The organism is Nonlabens sp. (assembly GCF_039941875.1).
Taxonomy (GTDB): Bacteria; Bacteroidota; Bacteroidia; order Flavobacteriales; family Flavobacteriaceae; genus Nonlabens.
This window is the reverse complement of record NZ_JBDVDQ010000020.1, coordinates 1-22,500: the sequence shown is the minus strand read 5'-3', so window position 1 is coordinate 22,500 and position 22,500 is coordinate 1. Positions and strand designations below refer to the sequence as shown.

The 22,500-nt window shown below is 34.3% G+C and carries 21 protein-coding genes and 1 pseudogene; 16 read left to right on the top strand and 6 right to left on the bottom strand.

Going from position 1 to position 22,500, the window contains the following annotated elements:
• Window position 1: 1 nt before the first annotated feature.
• Window positions 2-403: an OsmC family protein gene (locus ABJF08_RS12245; RefSeq protein WP_348116520.1), complete on the top strand. Its 402-nt coding sequence runs from the start codon at window positions 2-4 to the stop codon at window positions 401-403.
• Entirely contained in the window at window positions 404-943 is a 540-nt protein-coding gene (locus ABJF08_RS12240) for a DUF922 domain-containing protein (protein ID WP_348116519.1), read from the top strand. It abuts the gene before it with no gap.
• 5 nt (window positions 944-948) lie between these two features.
• On the opposite strand, the gene ABJF08_RS12235 is transcribed toward ABJF08_RS12240, so the two are convergent.
• The gene (locus ABJF08_RS12235; protein ID WP_348116518.1) at window positions 949-1,464 is read right to left on the bottom strand and encodes a hypothetical protein; all 516 of its coding nucleotides are present in this window, start codon (window positions 1,462-1,464) and stop codon (window positions 949-951) included.
• 164 nt (window positions 1,465-1,628) lie between these two features.
• Here ABJF08_RS12235 and ABJF08_RS12230 point away from each other — a divergent pair, with 164 nt between their 5' ends.
• The 3 genes from ABJF08_RS12230 to yidC all read left to right on the top strand — a co-directional run bounded on the left by ABJF08_RS12230 (window position 1,629) and on the right by yidC (window position 8,066).
• Window positions 1,629-4,358: a reprolysin-like metallopeptidase gene (locus tag ABJF08_RS12230; protein ID WP_348116517.1), complete on the top strand. Its 2,730-nt coding sequence runs from the start codon at window positions 1,629-1,631 to the stop codon at window positions 4,356-4,358.
• A gap of 148 nt (window positions 4,359-4,506) precedes the next feature.
• Window positions 4,507-6,129 carry a CTP synthase gene (locus ABJF08_RS12225; protein ID WP_348116516.1) on the top strand — a complete coding sequence of 541 codons (1,623 nt, stop codon included), beginning with the start codon at window positions 4,507-4,509 and terminating at the stop codon, window positions 6,127-6,129.
• Between the two features lie 119 nt (window positions 6,130-6,248).
• Window positions 6,249-8,066 (top strand): membrane protein insertase YidC, encoded by a 1,818-nt coding sequence (yidC, locus tag ABJF08_RS12220; protein WP_348116515.1) that lies wholly within the window; start codon window positions 6,249-6,251, stop codon window positions 8,064-8,066.
• A 236-nt stretch (window positions 8,067-8,302) separates the two neighbouring features.
• Here yidC and uvrA read toward each other — a convergent pair whose 3' ends face one another.
• Window positions 8,303-11,134, bottom strand: coding sequence for an excinuclease ABC subunit UvrA (gene uvrA / locus ABJF08_RS12215; protein WP_348116514.1), 2,832 nt, complete (start codon window positions 11,132-11,134; stop codon window positions 8,303-8,305).
• A gap of 293 nt (window positions 11,135-11,427) precedes the next feature.
• Here uvrA and ABJF08_RS12210 point away from each other — a divergent pair, with 293 nt between their 5' ends.
• From ABJF08_RS12210 to ABJF08_RS12195, 4 genes are all read left to right on the top strand, one after another.
• On the top strand, window positions 11,428-11,880 hold the full coding sequence (locus tag ABJF08_RS12210) for a hypothetical protein (protein WP_348116513.1): 453 nt from the start codon (window positions 11,428-11,430) through the stop codon (window positions 11,878-11,880).
• Complete coding sequence (locus ABJF08_RS12205; RefSeq protein ID WP_348116512.1) at window positions 11,880-12,314, top strand: hypothetical protein; 435 nt, start codon at window positions 11,880-11,882, stop codon at window positions 12,312-12,314. The genes ABJF08_RS12210 and ABJF08_RS12205 overlap by 1 nt, the downstream gene beginning before the upstream one ends.
• Window positions 12,314-12,520, top strand: a complete 207-nt coding sequence (locus ABJF08_RS12200) for a helix-turn-helix transcriptional regulator (protein WP_348116511.1) — start codon at window positions 12,314-12,316, stop codon at window positions 12,518-12,520. Before ABJF08_RS12205 ends, ABJF08_RS12200 begins: the two co-directional genes overlap by 1 nt.
• A gap of 126 nt (window positions 12,521-12,646) precedes the next feature.
• The gene (locus ABJF08_RS12195; RefSeq protein WP_348116510.1) at window positions 12,647-13,153 is read left to right on the top strand and encodes a MauE/DoxX family redox-associated membrane protein; all 507 of its coding nucleotides are present in this window, start codon (window positions 12,647-12,649) and stop codon (window positions 13,151-13,153) included.
• On the opposite strand, the gene ABJF08_RS12190 is transcribed toward ABJF08_RS12195, so the two are convergent.
• Complete coding sequence (locus ABJF08_RS12190) at window positions 13,128-13,835, bottom strand: hypothetical protein (protein WP_348116509.1); 708 nt, start codon at window positions 13,833-13,835, stop codon at window positions 13,128-13,130. The two genes, ABJF08_RS12195 and ABJF08_RS12190, sit on opposite strands and share 26 nt — an antisense overlap.
• Window positions 13,836-13,899: 64 nt before the next feature.
• On the opposite strand from ABJF08_RS12190, the gene ABJF08_RS12185 reads away from it, so the two are divergent.
• Window positions 13,900-14,424: a hypothetical protein gene (locus ABJF08_RS12185; protein WP_348116508.1), complete on the top strand. Its 525-nt coding sequence runs from the start codon at window positions 13,900-13,902 to the stop codon at window positions 14,422-14,424.
• Between the two features lie 207 nt (window positions 14,425-14,631).
• Here ABJF08_RS12185 and ABJF08_RS12180 read toward each other — a convergent pair whose 3' ends face one another.
• Window positions 14,632-15,171 (bottom strand): inorganic diphosphatase, encoded by a 540-nt coding sequence (locus ABJF08_RS12180; protein ID WP_348116507.1) that lies wholly within the window; start codon window positions 15,169-15,171, stop codon window positions 14,632-14,634.
• A gap of 199 nt (window positions 15,172-15,370) precedes the next feature.
• On the opposite strand from ABJF08_RS12180, the gene ABJF08_RS12175 reads away from it, so the two are divergent.
• The 3 genes from ABJF08_RS12175 to ABJF08_RS12165 all read left to right on the top strand — a co-directional run bounded on the left by ABJF08_RS12175 (window position 15,371) and on the right by ABJF08_RS12165 (window position 17,795).
• Window positions 15,371-16,522 (top strand): VWA domain-containing protein, encoded by a 1,152-nt coding sequence (locus tag ABJF08_RS12175; RefSeq protein WP_348116506.1) that lies wholly within the window; start codon window positions 15,371-15,373, stop codon window positions 16,520-16,522.
• 179 nt (window positions 16,523-16,701) lie between these two features.
• The gene (locus ABJF08_RS12170; protein WP_348116505.1) at window positions 16,702-17,292 is read left to right on the top strand and encodes a porin family protein; all 591 of its coding nucleotides are present in this window, start codon (window positions 16,702-16,704) and stop codon (window positions 17,290-17,292) included.
• 95 nt (window positions 17,293-17,387) lie between these two features.
• Window positions 17,388-17,795 (top strand): hypothetical protein, encoded by a 408-nt coding sequence (locus ABJF08_RS12165; protein ID WP_348116504.1) that lies wholly within the window; start codon window positions 17,388-17,390, stop codon window positions 17,793-17,795.
• Between the two features lie 96 nt (window positions 17,796-17,891).
• Here the strand turns inward: ABJF08_RS12165 and ABJF08_RS12160 are convergent, their stop codons facing one another.
• Both ABJF08_RS12160 and ABJF08_RS12155 read right to left on the bottom strand, forming a co-directional pair.
• Window positions 17,892-18,533 carry a hypothetical protein gene (locus ABJF08_RS12160; RefSeq protein ID WP_348116503.1) on the bottom strand — a complete coding sequence of 214 codons (642 nt, stop codon included), beginning with the start codon at window positions 18,531-18,533 and terminating at the stop codon, window positions 17,892-17,894.
• Window positions 18,534-18,537: 4 nt separating this feature from the next.
• Window positions 18,538-19,032, bottom strand: a complete 495-nt coding sequence (locus ABJF08_RS12155) for a sigma-70 family RNA polymerase sigma factor (protein ID WP_348116502.1) — start codon at window positions 19,030-19,032, stop codon at window positions 18,538-18,540.
• A gap of 122 nt (window positions 19,033-19,154) precedes the next feature.
• Between ABJF08_RS12155 and ABJF08_RS12150 the strand changes: the two genes are divergently transcribed.
• From ABJF08_RS12150 to ABJF08_RS12140, 3 genes and pseudogenes are all read left to right on the top strand, one after another.
• Window positions 19,155-20,450 (top strand): NAD(P)/FAD-dependent oxidoreductase, encoded by a 1,296-nt coding sequence (locus tag ABJF08_RS12150; protein ID WP_348116500.1) that lies wholly within the window; start codon window positions 19,155-19,157, stop codon window positions 20,448-20,450.
• A gap of 160 nt (window positions 20,451-20,610) precedes the next feature.
• A complete protein-coding gene (lpdA, locus tag ABJF08_RS12145; RefSeq protein WP_348116499.1) occupies window positions 20,611-22,011 on the top strand; it encodes a dihydrolipoyl dehydrogenase in 1,401 nt (466 codons plus the stop codon).
• A 104-nt stretch (window positions 22,012-22,115) separates the two neighbouring features.
• Window positions 22,116-22,500, top strand: a pseudogene (locus ABJF08_RS12140) (IS3 family transposase); the annotation flags it as partial.

Genomic DNA, 22,500 nt, shown 5'->3' with positions numbered 1-22,500 from the left:
TATGACTTCTACTGTAGAGTATAAAGGTAATTTAAGATGTGAATCTACGCATCTTAAAAGCAGTAATTCATTCTTAACCGATGCACCTGTAGATAATAAAGGTAAAGGAGAGGCTTTCTCTCCTACAGACACAGTTGCTACAGGTCTAGCCAGTTGTATGCTGACTGTTATGGGGATCAAAGCTGTTGATATGGGAATAGAACTCTCTGGTAGTAAAGCGCAAGTAACTAAAGTCATGGAAGCTAATCCACGTCGTATTTCTCAAATAGATGTAGTGTTAGATATGAAGGGTGGTTGTGATAAAAGAACGCAGTTAATTCTTGAACGTGTTGGTAATACTTGTCCAGTACATAATAGTTTACATCCAGATATTGTTAAGAATATTACTTTTAACTGGAGCTAAATGAAGATTTTGTTCTCTTGTATACTCCTTATATTATCATTTAATTTTAATGATGATCCAAGAGAACGATTTTCTTATCAAGAACACTCTCAATTAACTTGGCAAGATTTTAAAGGAGTACCACCTCAAGGTGCTCATCACTTTGCAAGTGTTAATTGTGGTATGGGATATAGTTTTTCTTCTAAAAGTATAGATGATGATTTAAAGGTAGATGTACAGGTTACTAGTTATTTTTATCCTCAATTAAGTTGGAAAAAAAACATCAATGAAAGTAACGCTGCATTACTTGCTCATGAGCAATTGCATTGGGATATATCAGAGTTGTATGCGCGTAAATTAAGAGCAGCTTTTACAAAATATGTTCCACAAAAAGATCCTAAAAAAGAAATAGACTTCATTTTTAGAAAGTTTGAAAAAGATCGTCAGGAACTACAGTCTAAATATGATCGAGAGACTAACCATGGATTAATAAAAGATGCTCAAGAAATCTGGTCTATAAAAATTAAGGAAGAACTCTTTAAAACTAGTGCAGAGTCCTAGATTTCTTATAGTTCAAAAGATTCCTTAATAGAAGTGATTACTTGCGGTACTTCTTCTATCTTAAAGTCTAAAGCCATTTCATATTTTTTATCATCTTTAGAAATCTTAAGATGACCCTTTTTTACTTTGTAAATTCCTGTTGCTCCTCTACAAAAGCATAGTCTATTAAAACTGACTTTGGCATTACTTAAGAACTGATCTGTAAGATCTAAATCTGTAATGTTCTCGTCTATTTCTATAAAAACTATTTCAGAATAATTATCATCACTAATTTCAGGATTTGTATTTCTCTTGTATTCATATTTTAGAACCACTTTACCATCAGCAGGTTTTAGTTCGTGGTAAGTGTTTTTAAACTCATCTTCTAGAATTAAAAGCTCTTTATTTTTAAGCACTTCAAAAGAACAGGTTCCGTCTACAGGGCATGATATTTCTTGATCAGATTTTGTGGTGATTTGCTGATTAGATTTGCAAGATGAAATCAATAAAATCATTGCAATTAGAAGTGCATATCTGTACATAATAATACGTTTTTAATAAAGTTTAAAAATAGATAATTAATATGAGTTTAGTTCTGCTTTCGCGAAAGCAATTTTATAAATTTCATTAGAAATTAGTAGTTCTACTATTGATAACACAAATTTGTGATCATTTTCTCGTATTATTGTTTTCTAAAATTCAAAACATGTTCAAAAATTACAAGTTATGGATGACGGCGTTTTTATTTATACTAGGTATGGCGTTACCATCAACAGGTCAAAACAATAAGTCTACTTGGTCTCAAGTAGCAGAATCTGATCTTGCACAAGATGTACAGTGGTCTAGAAAAACAGATCCAACAGTAGCTTCTTACTATAGAATTGACCTTTCAGCCCTTAAAGTTCAGTTACAAAATGCACCGCAAAGAGGTGTTGATTCAAATTTATCTACCGTTATTATAGAATATCCTACCACTAATGGAGTAGAGTTTTTTAGAGTTAAGGAGGCGAGTATAATGGCTCCTGAATTACAGGCTGAGTATTCAGATTTTAGATCTTATGTAGGTCAAAGTGTAAATGATGCAGATAGCCAAGTTAGGTTTTCTATTACCTCTCAAGGTTTTCATGGTATGATGTTTTCTCCTAGATTAGGGACTCAGTTTGTAGACTCCTATTCATTTAATAATTCATCTGTTGTTGTTTACAAAAAAAGTGATTTAATTAATCATGGAGATCACTGGGAATGTCATGTAGAGGATACTTATGATTTGAATCAGAGATTTGTCGGTCCAGAGCAAACCTTTGATGTTAAAAATGCAAATGATGGATTGTTAAGAGATTTTAGATTAGCTATCTCTACTACTGTTGAGTATTCTCAATTTCATTGGCTTAGAGCTGGTGTTACAGCAACCGATCCTATTCTAGCTAAAAGAAATGCTGTGGTAGCGGCTATTATAGTTACTATGACTCGTAATAACTTTATTTATGAGAGAGATTTAAGTGTAACTATGACTCTTGTAGCTAATAATACGGCGTTAATTTCTATAGATTCAGATAATTTTTCAAACAGTTCTCCAGGTGCCATTTTAGGTGAAAATCAAGCTGCTATAGATTCTATTATCGGTTCTGCTAATTACGATGTAGGTCATATTTTCTCTACAGGTGGTGGTGGGTTAGCTTCGCTAGCATCTCCATGTACGAATAGAAAAGCACAAGGTGTGACAGGTAGTGCTGCACCAGTGGGTGATCCTTTTGATATTGATTTTGTAGCTCATGAATTAGGTCATCAAATGGGTGCACCACATTCATTTAACGGTGATGCAGCAAATTGTGCTGGAGGAAATAGATCTGCAAATAATGCTTTTGAACCAGGTAGTGGTTCTACAATAATGGCATACGCTGGTATTTGTCCTCCGCAAAACATTCAAAATAATAGTGATGCATATTTTCATCAAGGTAGTTTAAATAGTATTTTTAATAATATATCTTCTGGCTTAAGTACTTGTGCTCAAGGAACTTTAACTGGTAATTCAACTCCTGTTGCTATTGCAGATAGTGATTATGTGATTCCTAGAAGTACTCCTTATAAGTTAGTTGGTAATTCTACTGATGCAGACGGTACTTCAACACATACCTACACATGGGAACAAAATGATTTAAGTACTGTTACTGGTTTACCACGAGAAACAAATGCAACAGGTCCTATGGTAAGATCATTTGAAGGAACTTCAGATAGAGTAAGGTACATTCCTAGATTAGAAGAGTTGCTAGTTAATGGAGGTAATTCTACACAATGGGAAAAACTATCTTCTGTTAGCCGCGTGCAAACATTTGATTTAACGGTTAGAGATAATGATACTCGAGGTGGTCAGACTAATAGTGATGAAATGATAGTGCAAGTAGATGCAAATGCAGGGCCTTTCCGCGTTACATCTCAAAATTTAGGAGGCATTGTTTGGTTGCCTAATACAGTTGAAAATATTACATGGGATGTTGCTGGTACAGATGCAAATACTATTAATACAGCAAATGTCAACATACTTCTTTCAACTGACGGAGGTTCAAATTTTGATACGGTACTAGCGTCAAATGTGCCTAATACAGGTTCTTATGCGTTAACTGTTCCTTCAGGAATTGTGTCGCCAAGTTGTAGAATAATGATAGAGGGCGCTGGTAATATTTTCTTTGCTTTGAATACCAGAGAGTTTAATATAAATGCAGATGTTCAAATTACTTGTACAACTTATCAATCTGGCGTTTTAGGTACATCTATTCCTGATAATAATGCGAGAGGTATAAGAAGTTCAATTAATATTCCTCTAACCGATAATATAGAAAGTATAAAGTTAGGTGTTGATATATCACATACTTACATACAAGATTTAATATTCTCTGTAAATGACCCTTCTAATTCCATCAACGCTATTGCTTGGAATAGAGAGTGTGCAAATCAAAATGATATAGCTGCTACATTTGAAGATGGTGGAGTGACTGTGCTTTGTAGACAGCCTACTGTAGGTAATTTTGCTCCTTCTGAGTCTTTTGCTATATTTAATGGTGTAGCTGCAAATGGAGATTGGACTTTGAGTGTCTCAGATAATGGAGACTCAGATTTAGGTACGTTGAATAGTTGGTCGCTAGAAGTATGTGTGCAAAACGTTACTCCACTAAGTAATGAATCTTTTGAACTAGATAATTTGTCTATATATCCTAATCCTAATAATGGTAATTTTAATATATTGTTTGATAATGCATCCAGTAATAATGTAGGTGTTACTGTATTTGATTTGAGTGGTAGATCTGTATTTAAAAGATCGTATGAAACATCAAGTAGTTTTAATCAAAATATTAATTTGGGTAGTGTATCTACTGGTATGTATTTAGTTAACATAATAGACGGAAATCGCACTATAACTAAAAAGATAATTGTAGATTAATATCAGTTATTTTTGTAGAATAAAAAGCCAGCAAGTAATTGCTGGCTTTCGTTGTTTTAAGCTTTTCTATTTTAGATTAAAAGTTCTCGTTTCTCTTATACAAAATACCTACTTTTGCAGCTGTTTTTAAAACTCTTAAAACATAACTATGGCACACGCAAAGTATATATTTGTTACCGGTGGAGTAACCTCTTCTTTAGGAAAGGGAATAATCGCAGCTTCATTAGCAAAATTACTGCAAGCTAGAGGTTTAAGAGTTACTATACAAAAACTTGATCCATATATAAATGTTGATCCTGGGACACTTAATCCTTATGAACATGGAGAGTGTTATGTAACCGAAGACGGTGCAGAAACAGATTTAGACTTAGGTCACTATGAACGTTTTCTCAACGTAAATACTTCTCAGGCTAATAACGTTACTACAGGAAGAATTTATCAAAGCGTTATTCAGAAAGAAAGACGAGGCGAGTTTTTAGGTAAAACAGTACAAGTAATACCTCATATCACAGATGAGATTAAAGAACGTATACAGATTCTTGGTAAATCTGGTGATTATGATGTGGTTATTACAGAAATAGGTGGTACAGTAGGAGATATAGAATCACTTCCCTATATAGAAAGTGTAAGACAGTTACAGTGGGAACTAGGAGAACGCAACTCTCTAGTAATACATTTAACTTTAATACCATATTTAAGTGCGGCAGGTGAGTTAAAAACTAAGCCTACTCAGCATAGTGTTAAGACTCTTATGGAGAGTGGTGTACAAGCAGATATTCTTGTATGTCGTACAGAGCATGAATTATCTGACGAGATACGTACCAAGCTTGCACGTTTTTGCAATGTAAAGCAAGAAGCAGTTATCCAATCTATCGATGTAGAAACTATCTATGATGTTCCTAATAAAATGTTATTAGAAGGACTAGATCGTGTTGTGATTAAAAATCTAGATATAGATACTAAAGATCAGCCAGATTTGAGAAGTTGGAACGAGTTTGTACAAAGGCATAAAAATCCTAAAAGTACCGTTACCATAGGGTTGATAGGTAAATATGTAGAGTTGCAAGATTCTTATAAATCGATTTTAGAAGCGTTTATTCATGCAGGAGCTGCAAACGAGATCAAAGTAAAAATAGAATCCATACACAGTGAGTACTTAGAAGTAGATAATGTAAAGAAAAAATTATCTCATCTAGACGCTGTACTTGTTGCTCCAGGTTTTGGAGAGCGCGGTATAGAAGGTAAGATAGAAGCTGTACGTTATGCAAGAGAGAATAAATTACCGTTTTTTGGTATTTGTTTAGGTATGCAAATGGCAGTTATTGAATATTCTCGTAACGTTTTAGGAATTAAAGACTCTAACTCTATAGAGATGGATGAGAAAACTGCAAATCCAGTTATTTCACTCATGGAAGATCAAAAGAATATCATGAACATGGGTGGAACCATGCGATTAGGTGCTTGGGATTGTGAATTGTTAGGTGGTAACATAAAAGATATTTATGGTTCGACAATGATAAGCGAGCGCCATAGACACCGTTATGAGTACAATAATGATTATAGAGAACAATTAGAAAACGCTGGACTTAAGACCACCGGAGTAAATCCTAAATCTAACCTTGTAGAAACGGTAGAGGTAGAAGGTCATCCATGGTTTATAGGGGTTCAATACCATCCAGAATATAAAAGTACAGTGGCACAACCACATCCATTATTTACATCATTTGTAAAAGCCGCTGGAGAGTTTAAATTAAAGAAAAATAAGATATAAGTTTCACTTTCTAATTTCTTTTTAGAAATAAGAAGTTTATCCTGAGGTAGCTCAGGGCGAAAGCGAGAACAATATCCATTTTAATACCAAGTAAATTAATCGCCCCAATGGGCAAAAGTATGGAAGAGAAAAAGACGGACTGGAAAAGTATGCTAGGATTAGCCCTAATTTTTGGGATAGTTTTATTTATGCTTTTCAGAAACCAAGAGGACCAGCAAGAAACAGAAGATAGTTCACCAACTAGTGAAGTCGTTTCAAGTTCAAACGAGCCAGTTACATTAAATGATACGGCGCTAGCACCAGTTAATGCTCAAGGCGAAGTATTAGAATTTAATAACAACTTAGTTGATTTTAAAATCAATACTAAAGGAGCATTAATTAATGAAGCTTTATTAAAGAGCTTTAAGACTTATGACTCTTTACCTGTTTACTTAGTTAAAGGAGGCGATCATAATTTTGATTTAGAATTCACTACTAAGGATGGACGTAAAGTGCATACTAAGGACATGGTGTTTACACCTAAAACTTCACAAAATGGAGCAAATAAGGTATTAAGCCTTACCGCTAGTCCAGCGAGTGGTGCAACTATTGAGTTTAGATATGAGTTGCAACCAGACGACTATATGATGGACTTCAATATACGTTCTCAAGGTCTAGCTCAGGTAGCAAATACATCTGAAGAAGTTGCTCTTAATTGGGAATTACAAGCGTACCGTCGTTCAAAAAGTATATCTACAGAGAGTCGTTATACAGAGATTAAGTTTGAGTATGATGGAGGTAGTGACGATTACACAGGTCAAGGAGAAAATGCTGAAGAAGATGCTGAGGATATCACTTACATTGCTTACAAAGAGCATTTCTTTTCTTCTATATTATTAACAGACACACCTTTTAAAAGCGGTTTACTAAAGTCTTATAATAATACGAGTGAAGATGACGAACAAAATGAGTTAACTAAGAAGTTTACTTCTAAAGTACAGTTAGATTATGCTGGTGGTGAGCTAGCTTATAATATGGACTGGTATTTTGGTCCTACAGATTTTGAAATCTTAGATGATTATAATCGCAATCTTGACGAAGTAGTAGATCTAGGTTGGGGTATTTTTGGTTTCATTAATGAATGGGCTATAAGACCGTTATTTACATTCTTAAGTAGTTCTGATGGATTAGGTATTCCTTATGGACTAGCTATTATTCTACTTACTATCTGTGTAAGGCTGGTATTATCACCAGTATTATATAAGAGTTACTTAACTCAAGCAAAGATGAAAATTTTGCGTCCAGAGTTAAATAGAATTGCAGAAAAGTACAAGGATAATGCAATGAAAAAACAGCAGGAAACCATGAAGGTTCAAAGTGAGGCAGGTGCCAGCCCGCTTAGTGGTTGTTTGCCAGCATTGTTACAAATGCCTGTATTCTTTGCACTCTTTAAGTTTTTCCCTACAGCATTTGAATTAAGACAAAAAAGCTTCCTTTGGGCAGATGATTTATCTAGTTATGATGTTATCTATCAATTCCCAGAAGGTTTTAAAATTCCATTCTACGGTGATCACGTAAGTCTATTTCCTATTCTTGCTTCTATATCTATCTTCTTCTATATGAAGATGACTACAGGGCAAAATATGCAAGCAGCACAACAACCTGGTATGCCTAACATGAAATTTATCATGTATCTATCTCCGTTGTTCATGCTGGTATTCTTTAACAGTTATGCAAGTGGACTATCTTTGTATTACTTTATCTCTAACTTAATTACTATCGGTATCATGCTAGTGATAAAACACGTAATTATTGATAAGGATAAAGTTCTTGCTAAAATTGAAAAAGCAAAAGCAAAGCCTAAGAAAAAGAAAGGTCGTTTTGCAAGCAAGATGTCAGAGATCATGGAACAAGCACAAGCGCAACAAGAAGAACAACAAAGAAATAAGAAGAAGTAAGCTTCTTTAAATAGTTTTTAAAATCCTCAATCTTTTGATTGGGGATTTTTTGATTACAAATCCACGTTTGATTTATTTAAGTACAGTTTAGATGTATGATATCACTTCTAATTACCTCTGAAATTAAGATTGTTATAGTTTTATTTTAGAGAAATCTAGTGAGCAAAAATTCGTTTAAATAAGAAATCCCTTAACGTAAAGCGTTAAGGGATTTTCTATTTTAATATCTAGTATATTTAGTTAAGCTCCTTCTTCAAGAACCTAGCGGTATGACTCGTTTTATGCTTAGCAACTTGTTCAGGCGTTCCTTTTGTGACTATGTTACCGCCACCACGGCCTCCTTCTGGACCTACATCTATAAGGTAGTCACATATTTTGATAACGTCCATGTTATGTTCTATAACTAGAACCGTATTTCCTTTATCAACCAGTTTGTTGAGAACATCCATAAGAACAGCAACATCTTCAAAATGAAGTCCTGTAGTAGGCTCATCTAGTATATAAAACGTGTTACCAGTATCTCTTTTAGAGAGTTCGCTAGCTAGTTTAATACGCTGTGCTTCACCACCAGATAGAGTAGTAGACTGCTGTCCTAGAGTAATGTAGCCCAGCCCTACATCTTTTATAGTCTTTAGTTTACGGTATATTTTTGGAATAGGCTCAAAAAAATCTGTCGCTTCTGTAATGGTCATATTAAGAACATCACTTATAGATTTCCCTTTATAACGTATTTCTAGAGTTTCTCTATTAAAACGTTTTCCTTGACAGGTTTCGCAAGTAACATAAACATCTGGGAGAAAGTTCATTTCTATAACTCTTAAGCCACCACCTTTACAAGTTTCACAACGTCCACCAGTAACATTAAAACTAAAACGACCTGGTTTATAACCACGTATTAATGCTTCAGGTGTTTTGGCAAATAGAGATCTTATTTCGTCAAATGTTTTAGTATACGTAGCAGGATTAGATCGTGGTGTTCTACCTATAGGGCTTTGATTAATGTCAATTACCTTATCACAATTATCTAGTCCTTTGATGCTTTTATAAGGCATCGGTACTTTAACTCCATTAAAGAAATGCGCATTCATAATAGGGTAAAGCGTCTCATTAATAAGAGTAGATTTACCACTTCCTGAAACACCAGTAACACCTATCATCTGACCTAGAGGTAGGTCTATAGAAACATCTTTTAGGTTATTTCCAGTACAACCTTTTAACGATATTTTCTTACCATTTCCTTTACGACGTTTTTTAGGTACGGCTATTTCTCTTTTACCGTTGAGATATTGAGCCGTTAACGTATCGTGTTTTAAAATCTCCTGCGGTGAGCCTTCACTTATAATTTCACCACCATATTTTCCAGCTCTAGGACCTATATCTATAACATGATCAGCTCGCTCGATCATATCCTTATCATGTTCTACTACGATTACAGAATTTCCTGTATCTCGCAGGGCAACTAGTGAATTAATGAGTTTTTCATTATCACGCTGGTGCAATCCTATACTCGGCTCATCTAGAATGTATAAAACACCTACTAACTGAGAACCTATTTGAGTGGCCAGTCGTATACGTTGTGCTTCACCACCAGAAAGTGTTTTGGCACTTCTGTTTAGTGATAAATAATCGAGACCTACATCGAGTAAAAACTGTAATCGTTCTCTTATTTCTTTTAATAGTTCAGTAGCTATTTGTTGTTGCTTTCGCGAAAGCGTGCCATTTAAAGATTCAAACCATTCTACCAGCTGGACGATATCCATTTGAGCCAGTTGAGCAATATTTTTTTCATTAACACGGAAATAAAGAGATTCTTTACGCAATCTAGATCCTTCACAGTCAGGACAGGTCACATTATCCATGAATTCTTTTGCCCAACGTTGTAAACTAGTACTATCGTTATTATTATAGGTTTGCTCTATAAAGTTTGCAAGCCCTTCAAAATCTATTTTATAACTGCGTTTTACGCCTAGATTTTTACTATCTACTTCGAGACTTTCTTTACCACCATAGAGAATCATTTCTATAGCTGCTGCAGGAACTTTCTCTAACGGATCGGTCAGCTTAAAATCAAACTTTTGAGCGATTAGTTCTAGTTGCTTATAAATCCAATTCTTCTTATTGTCAGGATATGGGGCAAGACCACCTTTAGTAATAGAAAGACTGCGGTCCGGGATAATCTTGTTTTCATTTACCTGATAAAGTGTTCCTATACCGTTACATTTAGGACAGGCACCTTTGGGACTATTAAATGAAAAGTTGTTAGGTTCTGGCTCAGGATAAGATATTCCTGTTTCAGGACACATTAATGTACGAGAGAAAAAACGACCTTCTTTCTCACCGTGCGGTACGATCATTGTAATATCGTTACCGTGGTACATGGCGGTTTTAATAGACTCGTCTAGTCTTTTAATGTCTTCTTCACTGTCGCCTACTTGTAATCTATCGATTACTATCTCTATATCGTGGACCTTATAACGGTCCAGTTTCATGCCTTTAGTAATATCTACTATGACATTGTCACATCGTACTTTTACAAATCCTTGTTTTGCTATTTGCTCAAAGAGTTCTCTATAGTGGCCTTTTCTACCTCTTATGGCAGGTGCAAGTATGTTAATACGCTGGCCTTTATATTCTTCTATGATTAGATCGCGTATTTGCTCATCGCTGTAGCTTACCATTTTCTTACCTGTGTTGTAAGAATAGGCATCGCTAGCACGAGCGTATAGTAATCTTAAGAAATCATAAATCTCTGTAATCGTACCAACCGTACTTCGAGGGCTTTTACTCGTTGTCTTTTGTTCTATGGCAATTACAGGAGAAAGGCCATCTATTTTATCCACATCTGGACGCTCTAGACCACCTAAAAACTGTCTCGCATATGCGCTGAAGGTTTCTATATATCTACGCTGACCTTCGGCATAGATAGTGTCAAAAGCTAGTGATGATTTACCAGAACCAGAGAGACCTGTTATAACCACAAGTTTCTCTCTAGGGATATTTACATCAATGTCCTTTAAATTATGGACACGAGCTCCTTTTACTTCAATAATTTCATCAGTGTACGCCATAGTGTATTGCAATCTTGCGAAGTTAATTCTAATGAACTAGAAATAGAATTAAAGCTTACTTAAAATGCTGTGGAGGGTTGTGTTTTTATACTTCTCTAATTTGAGAGCTATTCATTCATATTCATTTCAATATAAACTCTTGGCTTTTATTAAATTCTGATAAGTTTAGTTTTAAAGTAAGTTGTGTGTCTTTTAAATTTTGAAATAATTCTAAGAAAAATAATGTAGATAATATAAGCTTGTTTTCCTAAATGTAAAGTATATTTGTCATTATAATAAAGATACTTTACGTTATGGAAAAGAGTTTTAAACAAAAATTTTGTGATTTTGATAAAAGAGGATTGGTATTTCCATTGATTGCAACTCGTTATAAATACATAGGACTTGCAATAAGTGCTATTTCTGTAATTGGCCTTTTGAGCTTTAAACTTCTCGAAATAGCTTCTTTAGATTTATGGAGTGGTGTTTTTAAGAGTTTTATTCTTTCGGGATTAATCATAACAATGTTATCTAAAGAAAAACTGGAAGATGAGCGCATCAAGAATTTAAGGTTTAGAGCATTTGCATTTGCCTTTTTACTTGCTGTAGTGATGATAGTGTTTATGCCTTTTGCAGCTCTTTTAATTGATAGTGTTATCGGTCGTTTTCCTCTAGTTTGGGAGCAAGATCAAAGTGTGTTTTATATCATTTCTACAATGATTTTCTTTCAAATGATGTATTTCAACATTTTTAAAAGACAGTTATAATGAACGATAAACAATTAAATAAAGTAAGAAAAGGAGATTTTTTATTATTACCGCATTACATGAAATGGGCAGCAATATATCCTGTTTTATGTGGAGTAGTATTATTCTTTTTCAAAGAACATCAACAATTTCTAAATGAAGAAGTCGCAACCGGTATGGCTGGCCATTTAATTCTTTTAGGTTTTTTATTAATTATTATAAGTAGAGATAAATTTCCAGATGAGCGATTACTTATTTTACGTCACAAAGCAATGGCTTATGCTTTTATACATGGTATGATTCTAGTTATTGTCACACCGTTTTTAACCTTTTTATTAGGTAGTTTATTTCGTTCTGGAACTCAGCTAGATTTTACGGATTATGGTATGCTTTCTATTTTTCTTTTCCAGATCATGTATTTGATTAATTACTGGCGTTTTAAACAGGAATTATAATGAAAAACACCATTCACGTGCATCGAGCGATCCATAAAATGACACAGGCAGATCTTTCTGAGGCGATAGGTGTCTCTAGACAGACCATAAATTCTATAGAAAAAAGCAGGTATGTTCCCTCTACTATACTAGCATTAAAGATAGCTAGAACGTTTAAGGTTACAGTAGAGGAGTTGTTTGAGTTAGAAGACAGTGATGATCGATGAGTAGTGCTGATAATGTAATTTTTATCAGTTATTTAGGATATTGGTCGAATTAGACACTCCGTTAACGGTAAGTTAACAGATCATTTTTAATTTCGGTTGTAATTATGTGCCTAATAGGGATTTATAATGACTCAATTTTACGCTTCTCAAAACAACTGGAAAACAATTACGTATTTAATTGTTAGAGTTGGTCTTGGATCTTATTTGCTTATTCATGCTTTAATTAATTTGATTAATTATGATGAATTTATCCAAATGGCGGTGCAATATGTGCCAGAAGGTAGTGAGCTGGGTTTTTTAGCAAATTTCACTCCGATAGTACCGCTACTAGAGTTTTTTATAGCGCTAATGATTCTTACTGGGCTATATGCTAGAAAAAGTTTAATATGGGCTATAGCTCTAGGTATTTTCTTTACAGCTCTCTTTCATTACACTGGCGATATACAGACCGCATTAACTCATAGTTATACTCTAATACTTAAAGTAGGCCTTTTTTATACTTTGTATTATAACAAATTCTCTGCAGATTATTATAACCTCTGGACTACACACCAAGCTATAGAATTAGAGATGAAAGAAAAAGAAGAGCAAGAAGAAAAAAAGAAAGTTATGGATTCACTTTTAGGTCTGTAACAGGTATTGTTATTCCTAATATAGTACGCTTTTGTGCCAGAGGGAAATCTCCATCTGTCATTTCCCAATCACTCCATTTTGCTTCTAGACCATCTAGAGGTAGGATACTTACCCACATTTTAAATGATGTAGGACGATAGTTCTCATCTACTTCCCATAAATAGGCATCTCCTGGAGTAGTACCTCCAGAATTATATTTTACTAATAGCTTTTCTTTACCATCTTCAGTTATAAGCTCTCTAGTAGTGCCTATATCTAATATTTTATGAGGCGCTACTACCCAGAAACTATCATTATTAAAGTTCTTTGCTGCATATGCGATAGCATCATCTTTTTCTTTTCCTTCAATACGTTTCCCGTCTTTAAACGCAAAACTAATTTTAGGATATTGCGTTTGATAAGAAACACGATAGTCGTCCCAGTATACGTCAACTAGATTTTGCTGTACTTTCCATTCATATCTATTCACACCTCTAAAGGTCCAGTGAATTTCATTAGCTTCTGTAAACTCTTTATGGTCTATAGCATCTAGAATTTTAAAAGCTAGCTCATCTGCTGGTTTTCCTGATATTCCTTGAGGTACATCTTCACTATAAACAAGCTTGAGCGTTATAACGGCAATAAGTACGATTGCTAGAATAGCTAAAATACTTTTTAATAAAAATCGAAATATCTTTTTCAAATCGGGATTAATTTATCAATTTACGGCAAAGATAAACTTAGAAAAACTTAGATAAATATATTATATGAAATTATTAGGAATAGGATCAAGAATCAATCATGCCGAGTATGGCTTTGGAGTAGTGACTAACGTTACTGCGACTATGTATTGGGTAACTTTTCAGAAAAATGGATTAGAAACCATACCTCTAGACTCAGATTTTGAGGTGATAGAAGCTTGTGAAGACGACGTTGATACGGTAAGTTTCTATGATGTTGAGAAGTCACTACGTGAAATCCTAGAAAGATTTAGTGATGTAAGTCAGGTAGTAGCACTAGCTGATAAATATAAAAACGGTACGATGATTTTAAGACCTGCAGACTCAAATCTTGCAGATAAAGAAATTCCTATCAATACCTTTTGGCACAAGATAGTAATGCTGCGCGACCGTTTAAGAGTTATGGAACAAAAGATAAATAGTTCTAAAGACTTAGATGACCAGCTTAAGGTAGATTTACAGCAATACATCACTCGCATTTATGGTAGCCTTACTACTTTTAACGTGCTATTTGCTAGCAAAGACCAGCAGTTTAAAGGTAGCGGTAAGTAATATTCTAGAAAGTTGCGTTAGCAAATTATCAGGAATCTGCCAGTGTTTTTACTAAAATTATTTTAATAGTCTCAGTCTCTAATAATAGTTAGTAATTTCAGTTCTACACTGTGCTTTGAGATTTTAATGTAAAATTCTCTAAACTAAAAATCCTCAATGAAAACTTTGTTTTCATTGAGGATTCTTTAAAATTTAATTAGTAACTAATTACTTAGTACCGAATTTTTTCTTGTAATCTACAATAGACTGGTTTACTATTTCTAGTGCCTTCTCGCGACCTTGAAATTCATCAACCTTTACTTCTTTGTTTTCTAATTTTTTATAGTCTTGGAAGAAATTGCGCATTTCTTTTTTCCAAAATTCTGGAAGCTCCTCGATGTCATTAAAGTGAGCAACAGACATATCGTTTGCAGCAACAGCGATAATTTTATCATCCATTTCACCACCGTCTAGCATTTGCATCACACCTATAACTTTACATTCTACAAGACACATAGGTACAATCTCGATTTGAGAAAGAACTAATATATCTAGTGGGTCGTTATCATCACAATAAGTTTGTGGAATAAAACCGTAGTTAGTAGGATAATACATAGAAGAGTAGATCACACGGTCTAGAATTAACATTCCAGATTCCTTATCTAACTCATATTTTGCTCTTGTATTCTTAGGGATTTCTATAATTCCAGTTACATTTCCTGGTGCATCTGCTCCGTAACTTACGTCGTGCCAAGCGTGTTTAGTCATTTTCTTGTTTTTTGAACGGCTGCAAAAATAGTGTTCGTTACGCTTTCGCGAAAGCGAAAACACATTAACTTATCGTAAAATACGTACTTTTAGGTAGGTAAAACCTAAAATGGCACCTCAAATCGCGTTTTTAACACAAACCAATGTTAAATACAGATAGATTATTCTGTTTTATCGGTTTGTACTTTACTTTTAAAAAATGGCACAAGAAAGACTAGGTTTTAAATTTGAATTCTATAACCCAAAGGAAAAAGATCCTTTTGATAAACTATTCGGCATATTTAAAGAGTTAATAACGCATACCTCTGGAGATTTTGATGAGGCGATAGAATGGTTAAGAGAGCTGGATAAAGAATATAAGCTTACTACACCAGAATATACCATTGAAGATTTTATAGAAGATCTTAAAGCGCGTGGTTACATTAAGGAAGAATTTGACCCTAACGACGAGAATAGAGAAGAAGAAGAAGGCGATGGTGATAGACCAGGGCGTTTTTCTATTACTGCAAAGACAGAGCAGTTATTGCGTAAACATGCGTTAGATCAGATTTTTGGTAATATGCGTAAAGGTGCTAGCGGCAACCATAAATCTGGTAAGCTAGGTCAAGGCGATGAGCATAGCGGTGATTACCGTTCGTATAGATTTGGTGATGGACTGGATAGTATTTCTATGACAGAGAGTTTGCGCAACGCACAGATCAATCATGGTATGGGTAATTTTAATCTGACGGAAGATGATCTAGTTGTAGAAGACTCACAATTTAAAGCACAAATGAGTACAGTGCTTATGATTGATATATCGCACTCCATGATTCTTTATGGAGAAGATAGAATTACACCTGCAAAAAAGGTGGCTATGGCACTGGCCGAGTTAATTACAACTCGTTACCCTAAGGATACGTTAGATATCATCGTTTTTGGTAATGATGCCTGGCCCATTAAAATAGCAGATCTTCCATATCTTAAAGTAGGACCTTATCATACTAATACGGTTGCAGGCTTGCAGCTAGCCATGGATATTTTAAGAAGAAAACGTAATACGAACAAACAGATCTTTATGATTACAGATGGTAAGCCTAGTTGCTTGCGATTAAAAGATGGAACGTATTATAAAAACTCAAATGGACTAGATGAATACATTGTAGAGAAATGTTATACTATGGCGGCGCAAGCAAGAAGGTTGCACATTCCTATAACTACGTTTATGATTGCAAACGATCCCTACTTACAGAGATTTGTAGATCAATTTACAGAGGCTAATCAAGGAAAAGCATTCTTCACAGGGTTACAAGGGCTGGGAGAAATGATTTTTACCGATTATGAGGCTAATAGAAAAAAGAGGTTGAAATAATCGTTAAGAATTGGTGAGTTTTATATTTACGAATAGAGGATAGGAAAAAATCTAATTATTATCTCTTTTAAATGTAATTGTTTGCCGATTATGTGATTGAGAATATATCTCTTTTAAGATTGAGCAGATATAAGGAAGCATTTTTATATATTTGATCTAATCATTCCAAAAACTAACAAATGAAATCTATTTATTTTTCTTTAATTGCTTTGTTTCTAGCAACTTTTACAGCAACAGCCCAAGATGTAACCTATGGTGTTATAGGTGGTGTTAACTTTTCAAAAATAGACAACCTAGGCGGTAGTGGTTTTGAAGATAGTAGAACTGGTTTTCATGTAGGTGGAGTAGTAGAACTACCATTTGCAGATAAATGGTCTTATGAAGGTAGTTTACTTTATTCTGTAGAAGGAGAAGAATTTACAAACAGCTTGGGTATGGATACTGATGTAAAATTACAATACATCAATGTACCATTACAGTTTAAATATTATGCATTTAATAACTTTAGTGTTCACTTTGGTCCACAAATAGGTTTCCTTCTTAAAGGAGAAGCTACTATAGATGACGGTGATGCAGTAGAATTAGAAGATACAGTTAATACTAACTTTGCTGGTACAGCAGGTTTTGGTTACGACTTAAAAGAATACAACCTTTACTTCAAAGGAACATTTACTTACGGATTTTCTGATGTATTTGATAATGAGTCAGACGGTAGTGATAGAAGTCAGTTACCAGGAACTGTACATTTATCTGTAGGATATAAATTCTAGAGTACTTGATTCACATATTTAGAGTAAAAAAATGCGGCCAAAGGCCGCATTTTTTTTGCTTTATCGTAAATTGTAAGAACTAATAAAACCATATCATGAAAAAGTTCTTAATACTATTAATCGCCATTCCGTTTTTATCTCTAACAACTATCAATGATAAAGATCAGTTTATAGGTAAGTGGGTAGATGAAAAAGAAAAAGGTTTTATAGAATTTGACAAAGAAGGTTATGTGATGCTAGGTAGTCTAGATGATCCATATGGAGGTAAAGATTTTGTAATAAATGGAAAAAGAGTAAGCATGACTTACCAGATTTTTGAAGAAACCTCTCCTATACAATTAGATATTATATTAACTGAATTTGAATCAGGAAAACAAAAAAAGATGCTCTGTATCGCTCAATTTATTAATGATAATAAGATGAGACTACAAATAGATGTAACTGGTAATAGACCAACAGAGTTCAGTGAAGAAAAACAAGTTTACTTTAATAGAGAATTGTAAATAGTGTAGGTAGCTAGAAAGTTTATTAAATCAATAAAGCTCGTTTATCTAAAAGTAGATAAACGAGCTTTATGTTTTTCAGAACTTAATGATGGTTTATACCTCCATACGTTTCAACTCATTATAATTGCGTTTTAATTTGCGTAATAGTATACCGTAAATCACCATATAGATAAGATACATCACTACACACAGAATTAAAAATATAACAAATGTTAATCCTAAGAAAGTGGCATAAAAGGCAGTTTCATGACCTATAAAATTAGGAGAGTCCAACATCTCAGAAATTCTAGGATCATTCGGTATAATTATTACGGCACCTATCATTCCTACTACCATCATGTAAACTAGGTTGTACCATATATACCATTTCATAGTGCGTCTAGTCTTGAGAATTTTATTCATCAAACTTCTAGTAGGCTGCGAGGTAGAAATGCTTTTGTAATTTTTATAAAATAGAAATATGAAAAACAAGATTACTACATAGTGTACAATCATAGAGCCATAATAAAATGGTTCTCCTATCATCTCTATAGTATTGTTTTCTTCATTTGTAAAATGAGAGATTATCCCTAAGACTATAAATAGAGCAAACTCTATGATGGCAATTATGAACAGCCATTTTACTATACTGCTCGATTTTCTTGCTAATAAGCCACCTAATTGTTCTTTAGAAAATTGAGGTGCGTTACCGGTTTGCGACTGCCAGTTTTGTTTAAGTATATCTAGTTGATCCATGATTTTATGGATTTATAATGTTAGTTAATTTCGTTTTAATCCTGTTCATCTTCACCCTTGCATTTACTTCAGAGATTCCCATCGTTTCGGCTATTTCTCTGTAATTTTTATCTTCTAGGTATAGAAAAACTAGTGCTTTTTCTATATCATTTAATTGTTTTACCGCGCCATATAAAAGTGTGAGTTGCTCCATTTGCTCATCATCTTCAGGTCTGTCTGCGATCTTAAATTGAACAGAATCATAATCCTGCGTCTTTACTCGTCGAGTAGACTTGCGATATAATGTAATAGCCGTGTTTAACGCAACTCTATACATCCAGGTACTAAATTTAGAATCACCTCTAAATTTAGGATAGGCTCGCCACAGTTGTATAGTTACTTCCTGAAACAGGTCGTTGTGCGCATCTTGATCATTAGTATACAGCCTACATATTTTGTGGACTATATTCTGATTCTCTTCTAGCTGTTTAACAAATTCTTCTTCGAGTTTTTTACTCACTTTTAATTGGCTTGGTTACTTAGTAAGTCCTTCATTTTTTTAAAACGTTACAATTATAGAAAAGAATGTTAATCAATGAATAAATCATTCTTTCTAAATTATCTTTGTTAAAACTTCATAAGATGAATATTCCACAGTCAGATTTACCACGAGTAATTGTTGTGGGCGGTGGTTTTGGTGGTGTTACGCTTTCGCGAAAGCTGACCAAACAAAATTTTCAAGTCGTACTTATAGACCGTCATAATTATCACAATTTTCAACCATTAATGTATCAGGTAGCCACTAGTGGTTTAGAACCTGATTCTATAGCATTCCCTTTACGAGGTCTGGTGGAAGATAGGAAGAACTTTTTATTCAGGTTAGGTGAAGTAACATCAATAGATCCTGATAAGAAAATAGTATACAGCTCTATAGGTGATGTAAGTTATGATTACCTAGTCATTGCAACTGGTACAAAAACAAATTTCTTTGGTAATAAAGACCTAGAAGAAGCTTCTTTACAAATGAAAAGTGTGCCGCAAGCACTTAATATAAGAAGTTATATGTTGCAAAATTTAGAAAAGGCAACATTAACTAAGAATGTAGATGAACAAAAAAAGTTAATGCGCATCGTGCTTTCTGGTGCAGGACCTACTGGTGTAGAACTAGCTGGTGCCTTTGCCGAATTTAAGAAAGGAGTACTTAAGAATGATTATCCAGATCTTAATCCGGAGTTGATGGAAATACATTTATTAGATGGATCAGAGCGTGTGCTCTCTAGTATGAGTAAAAAAGCCTCACAAAAAGCCGAGAAATATTTAAGGAAATTAGGAGTGCAAATTCATCTTAATGTATTGGTTAAGAATTATGAAAATGAAACTGTTCTTACGAATACAGATTTTAAAATAGAAGCATTTACATTTATATGGAGTGCTGGAGTAATAGGTAATCCTATAAAAGGGTTGCGAGAAGAAAGCGTAGATGAGCGTTCACAACGTTTTCTAGTAGATAAAATGAATCGAGTAGAAGGTTATGACGGCATTTTTGCGATAGGAGATATCGCCTTAATGAAAACAGAAGCGTTTCCTAAAGGACATCCACAAGTCGCCCAACCAGCAATACAACAAGGTAAATTACTAGTTAAAAACTTTAAACGCTTAGTAAATAACCAGCCATTAAAAGAGTTTTCTTACCTTGATAAAGGCAGCATGGCAACCATAGGTAGAAATAAAGCCGTGGCAGATGTGAAATCGTTTACTCTAGGTGGTTTTCTGGCATGGATTACCTGGTTAGGAGTTCACTTATACTTCTTAGTAGGTGTGAGAAATAGGTTAGTTGTTTTTCTTAATTGGATTTATAATTATTTCAATTTTGATAGAGCGGCAAGAGTAATAATAAGACCTTACCAAAAGAAAAAAATAAATAGTAAACTAAAGTAATAGTCACTAGTAGATGTACCACATCTTTTAATAGTCACTTTGTTGTATTTATATCAGCTATTGAACAATAAAGGTGGTACATTAATACAAAAACACACCTTGTTTAAGTCTTGTTTTGGTATCTTTGATATACTTTAATGTATAATAAAACCCAACTCTTATGAGTACGTACGATGTAGCAATAATAGGTTCTGGACCTGGTGGCTATGTAGCCGCAATACGCTGTGCACAACTAGGCATGAAAACTGCCATTATAGAAAAGTATAATACCTTAGGTGGTACATGTCTTAATGTAGGTTGTATCCCTTCAAAGGCACTTCTAGATTCTTCTCACCATTATGACGATGCTATGAAGCATTTTTCTGACCATGGTATCGAGATTCCTGGAGATATAAAGATCAACTTTGAGAAGATGATCGCTCGTAAAAAGAAAGTTGTAGACCAGACATGTGATGGTGTACAATTCTTGATGAAGAAAAACGAGATCGATGTGTTTACAGGTATGGGATCTTTTGTAGATGCTACACACATAAAAATAGATGGTGAAACGTCACAGACGATAGAAGCAAAACATACTATCATCGCTACAGGTTCAAAACCTGCGACCTTACCTTTTATCACACTAGATAAAGAAAGAGTAATTACTTCTACAGAAGCGCTAGTTCTTAAAGAAATCCCTAAACACATGATCGTAATAGGTGGTGGTGTTATAGGTCTAGAATTAGGACAAGTTTATAAAAGATTAGGTGCTGAGGTTACTGTTATAGAATATGCAGACCGTATCACACCAGCTATGGATAAGGTGCTTTCTAAAGAATTAATGAAAGTTCTTAAAAAGCAAAAAATTAAATTTAACTTATCTCATGCAGTTAACAAAGTAGAGCGTAATGGCGATACGGTTACGGTAACTGCAAAAAACAAAAAAGGAGAAGAAGTTACCTTTGAAGGTGATTACTGTCTAGTATCTGTAGGTAGACGTCCTTATACGGATAAATTAAACGCTACTGCTGCAGGAGTTAAAATTAACGAACGTGGTCAGGTAGAGGTAAATGAGCACTTACAGACTAACGTTTCTAACATCTATGCTATAGGTGATGTAGTACGTGGTACCATGCTAGCTCATAAAGCTGAAGAAGAAGGAACTTTTGTGGCAGAAACTATTGCAGGTCAAAAACCACACATTAACTATAACTTAATTCCTAATGTAGTTTATACATGGCCGGAAGTAGCTAGTGTAGGTAAAACAGAAGAAGAGTTAAAAGAGGCTGGTGTAGAATATAAAGCAGGATCATTCCCTATGCGTGCATTAGGTAGATCTCGTGCCTCTGGAGATATCGATGGTTTAGTAAAAATCCTTGCAGATAAAACTACTGACGAAGTTCTAGGAGTTCACATGATAGGAGCAAGAGCGGCAGATTTAATAGCCGAAGGTGTTACAGCAATGGAATTTAGAGCTAGTGCTGAGGACATCGCTAGAATGTCACATGCACACCCTACTTATTCTGAGGCTGTTAAAGAAGCAGCACTTGCTGCAACTGACGACAGAGCTCTTCATATATAGATCAAAAACATGATATTTAATTAAGCCGATTCTTTATGAATCGGCTTTTTTTATTCTATTAACTGTCCCGTCCTAGAATAGCGATACACTAAAATCTTAGTGTAATGAAAACACCTATAAACATTGGTTATGTGAAACGTACCCAAAAAGACTACTCGCTTTCTTTTAAGCTTCAAGTAGTAGAAGAAATTGAATCAGGACGACTCGATAGATTGAATGCTCATTTAAAATATGGTGTTCAGGCCAGGTCAACAATTACCTCATGGCTTCGTAAATATGGTACCTTTGATTGGGAAAATCTATCCGTTGTAAGCATGTCTAAAACACCTGAACAAAAAATTATCGAACTAGAAGCAAAAGTCAAGTTGCTTGAAAAGCAGAAAGCAAGAGCAGAACATCTAGTAGAACGAGCAGATAAGAAAGTAATTATTTTTGATATGCTTGTTGATATGGCAGAAAAAGAATACGACATTGAGATCAGAAAAAATT

Excerpts from the sequence above, each read along its gene's own strand:
- ABJF08_RS12200 (WP_348116511.1), top strand. The coding sequence starts at position 12,314 with ATGAAAAACACCATTCACGTGCATCGAGCGATCCATAAAATGACACAG.
- ABJF08_RS12235 (WP_348116518.1), bottom strand. The coding sequence starts at position 1,464 with ATGTACAGATATGCACTTCTAATTGCAATGATTTTATTGATTTCATCT.
- ABJF08_RS12165 (WP_348116504.1), top strand. The coding sequence starts at position 17,388 with ATGAAAAAGTTCTTAATACTATTAATCGCCATTCCGTTTTTATCTCTA.
- ABJF08_RS12245 (WP_348116520.1), top strand. The coding sequence starts at position 2 with ATGACTTCTACTGTAGAGTATAAAGGTAATTTAAGATGTGAATCTACG.
- ABJF08_RS12175 (WP_348116506.1), top strand. The coding sequence starts at position 15,371 with ATGGCACAAGAAAGACTAGGTTTTAAATTTGAATTCTATAACCCAAAG.
- uvrA (WP_348116514.1), bottom strand. The coding sequence starts at position 11,134 with ATGGCGTACACTGATGAAATTATTGAAGTAAAAGGAGCTCGTGTCCAT.
- ABJF08_RS12170 (WP_348116505.1), top strand. The coding sequence starts at position 16,702 with ATGAAATCTATTTATTTTTCTTTAATTGCTTTGTTTCTAGCAACTTTT.
- ABJF08_RS12225 (WP_348116516.1), top strand. The coding sequence starts at position 4,507 with ATGGCACACGCAAAGTATATATTTGTTACCGGTGGAGTAACCTCTTCT.
- ABJF08_RS12230 (WP_348116517.1), top strand. The coding sequence starts at position 1,629 with ATGTTCAAAAATTACAAGTTATGGATGACGGCGTTTTTATTTATACTA.
- ABJF08_RS12150 (WP_348116500.1), top strand. The coding sequence starts at position 19,155 with ATGAATATTCCACAGTCAGATTTACCACGAGTAATTGTTGTGGGCGGT.
- ABJF08_RS12240 (WP_348116519.1), top strand. The coding sequence starts at position 404 with ATGAAGATTTTGTTCTCTTGTATACTCCTTATATTATCATTTAATTTT.
- ABJF08_RS12210 (WP_348116513.1), top strand. The coding sequence starts at position 11,428 with ATGGAAAAGAGTTTTAAACAAAAATTTTGTGATTTTGATAAAAGAGGA.
- yidC (WP_348116515.1), top strand. The coding sequence starts at position 6,249 with ATGGAAGAGAAAAAGACGGACTGGAAAAGTATGCTAGGATTAGCCCTA.
- lpdA (WP_348116499.1), top strand. The coding sequence starts at position 20,611 with ATGAGTACGTACGATGTAGCAATAATAGGTTCTGGACCTGGTGGCTAT.
- ABJF08_RS12180 (WP_348116507.1), bottom strand. The coding sequence starts at position 15,171 with ATGACTAAACACGCTTGGCACGACGTAAGTTACGGAGCAGATGCACCA.
- ABJF08_RS12195 (WP_348116510.1), top strand. The coding sequence starts at position 12,647 with ATGACTCAATTTTACGCTTCTCAAAACAACTGGAAAACAATTACGTAT.
- ABJF08_RS12185 (WP_348116508.1), top strand. The coding sequence starts at position 13,900 with ATGAAATTATTAGGAATAGGATCAAGAATCAATCATGCCGAGTATGGC.
- ABJF08_RS12205 (WP_348116512.1), top strand. The coding sequence starts at position 11,880 with ATGAACGATAAACAATTAAATAAAGTAAGAAAAGGAGATTTTTTATTA.
- ABJF08_RS12160 (WP_348116503.1), bottom strand. The coding sequence starts at position 18,533 with ATGGATCAACTAGATATACTTAAACAAAACTGGCAGTCGCAAACCGGT.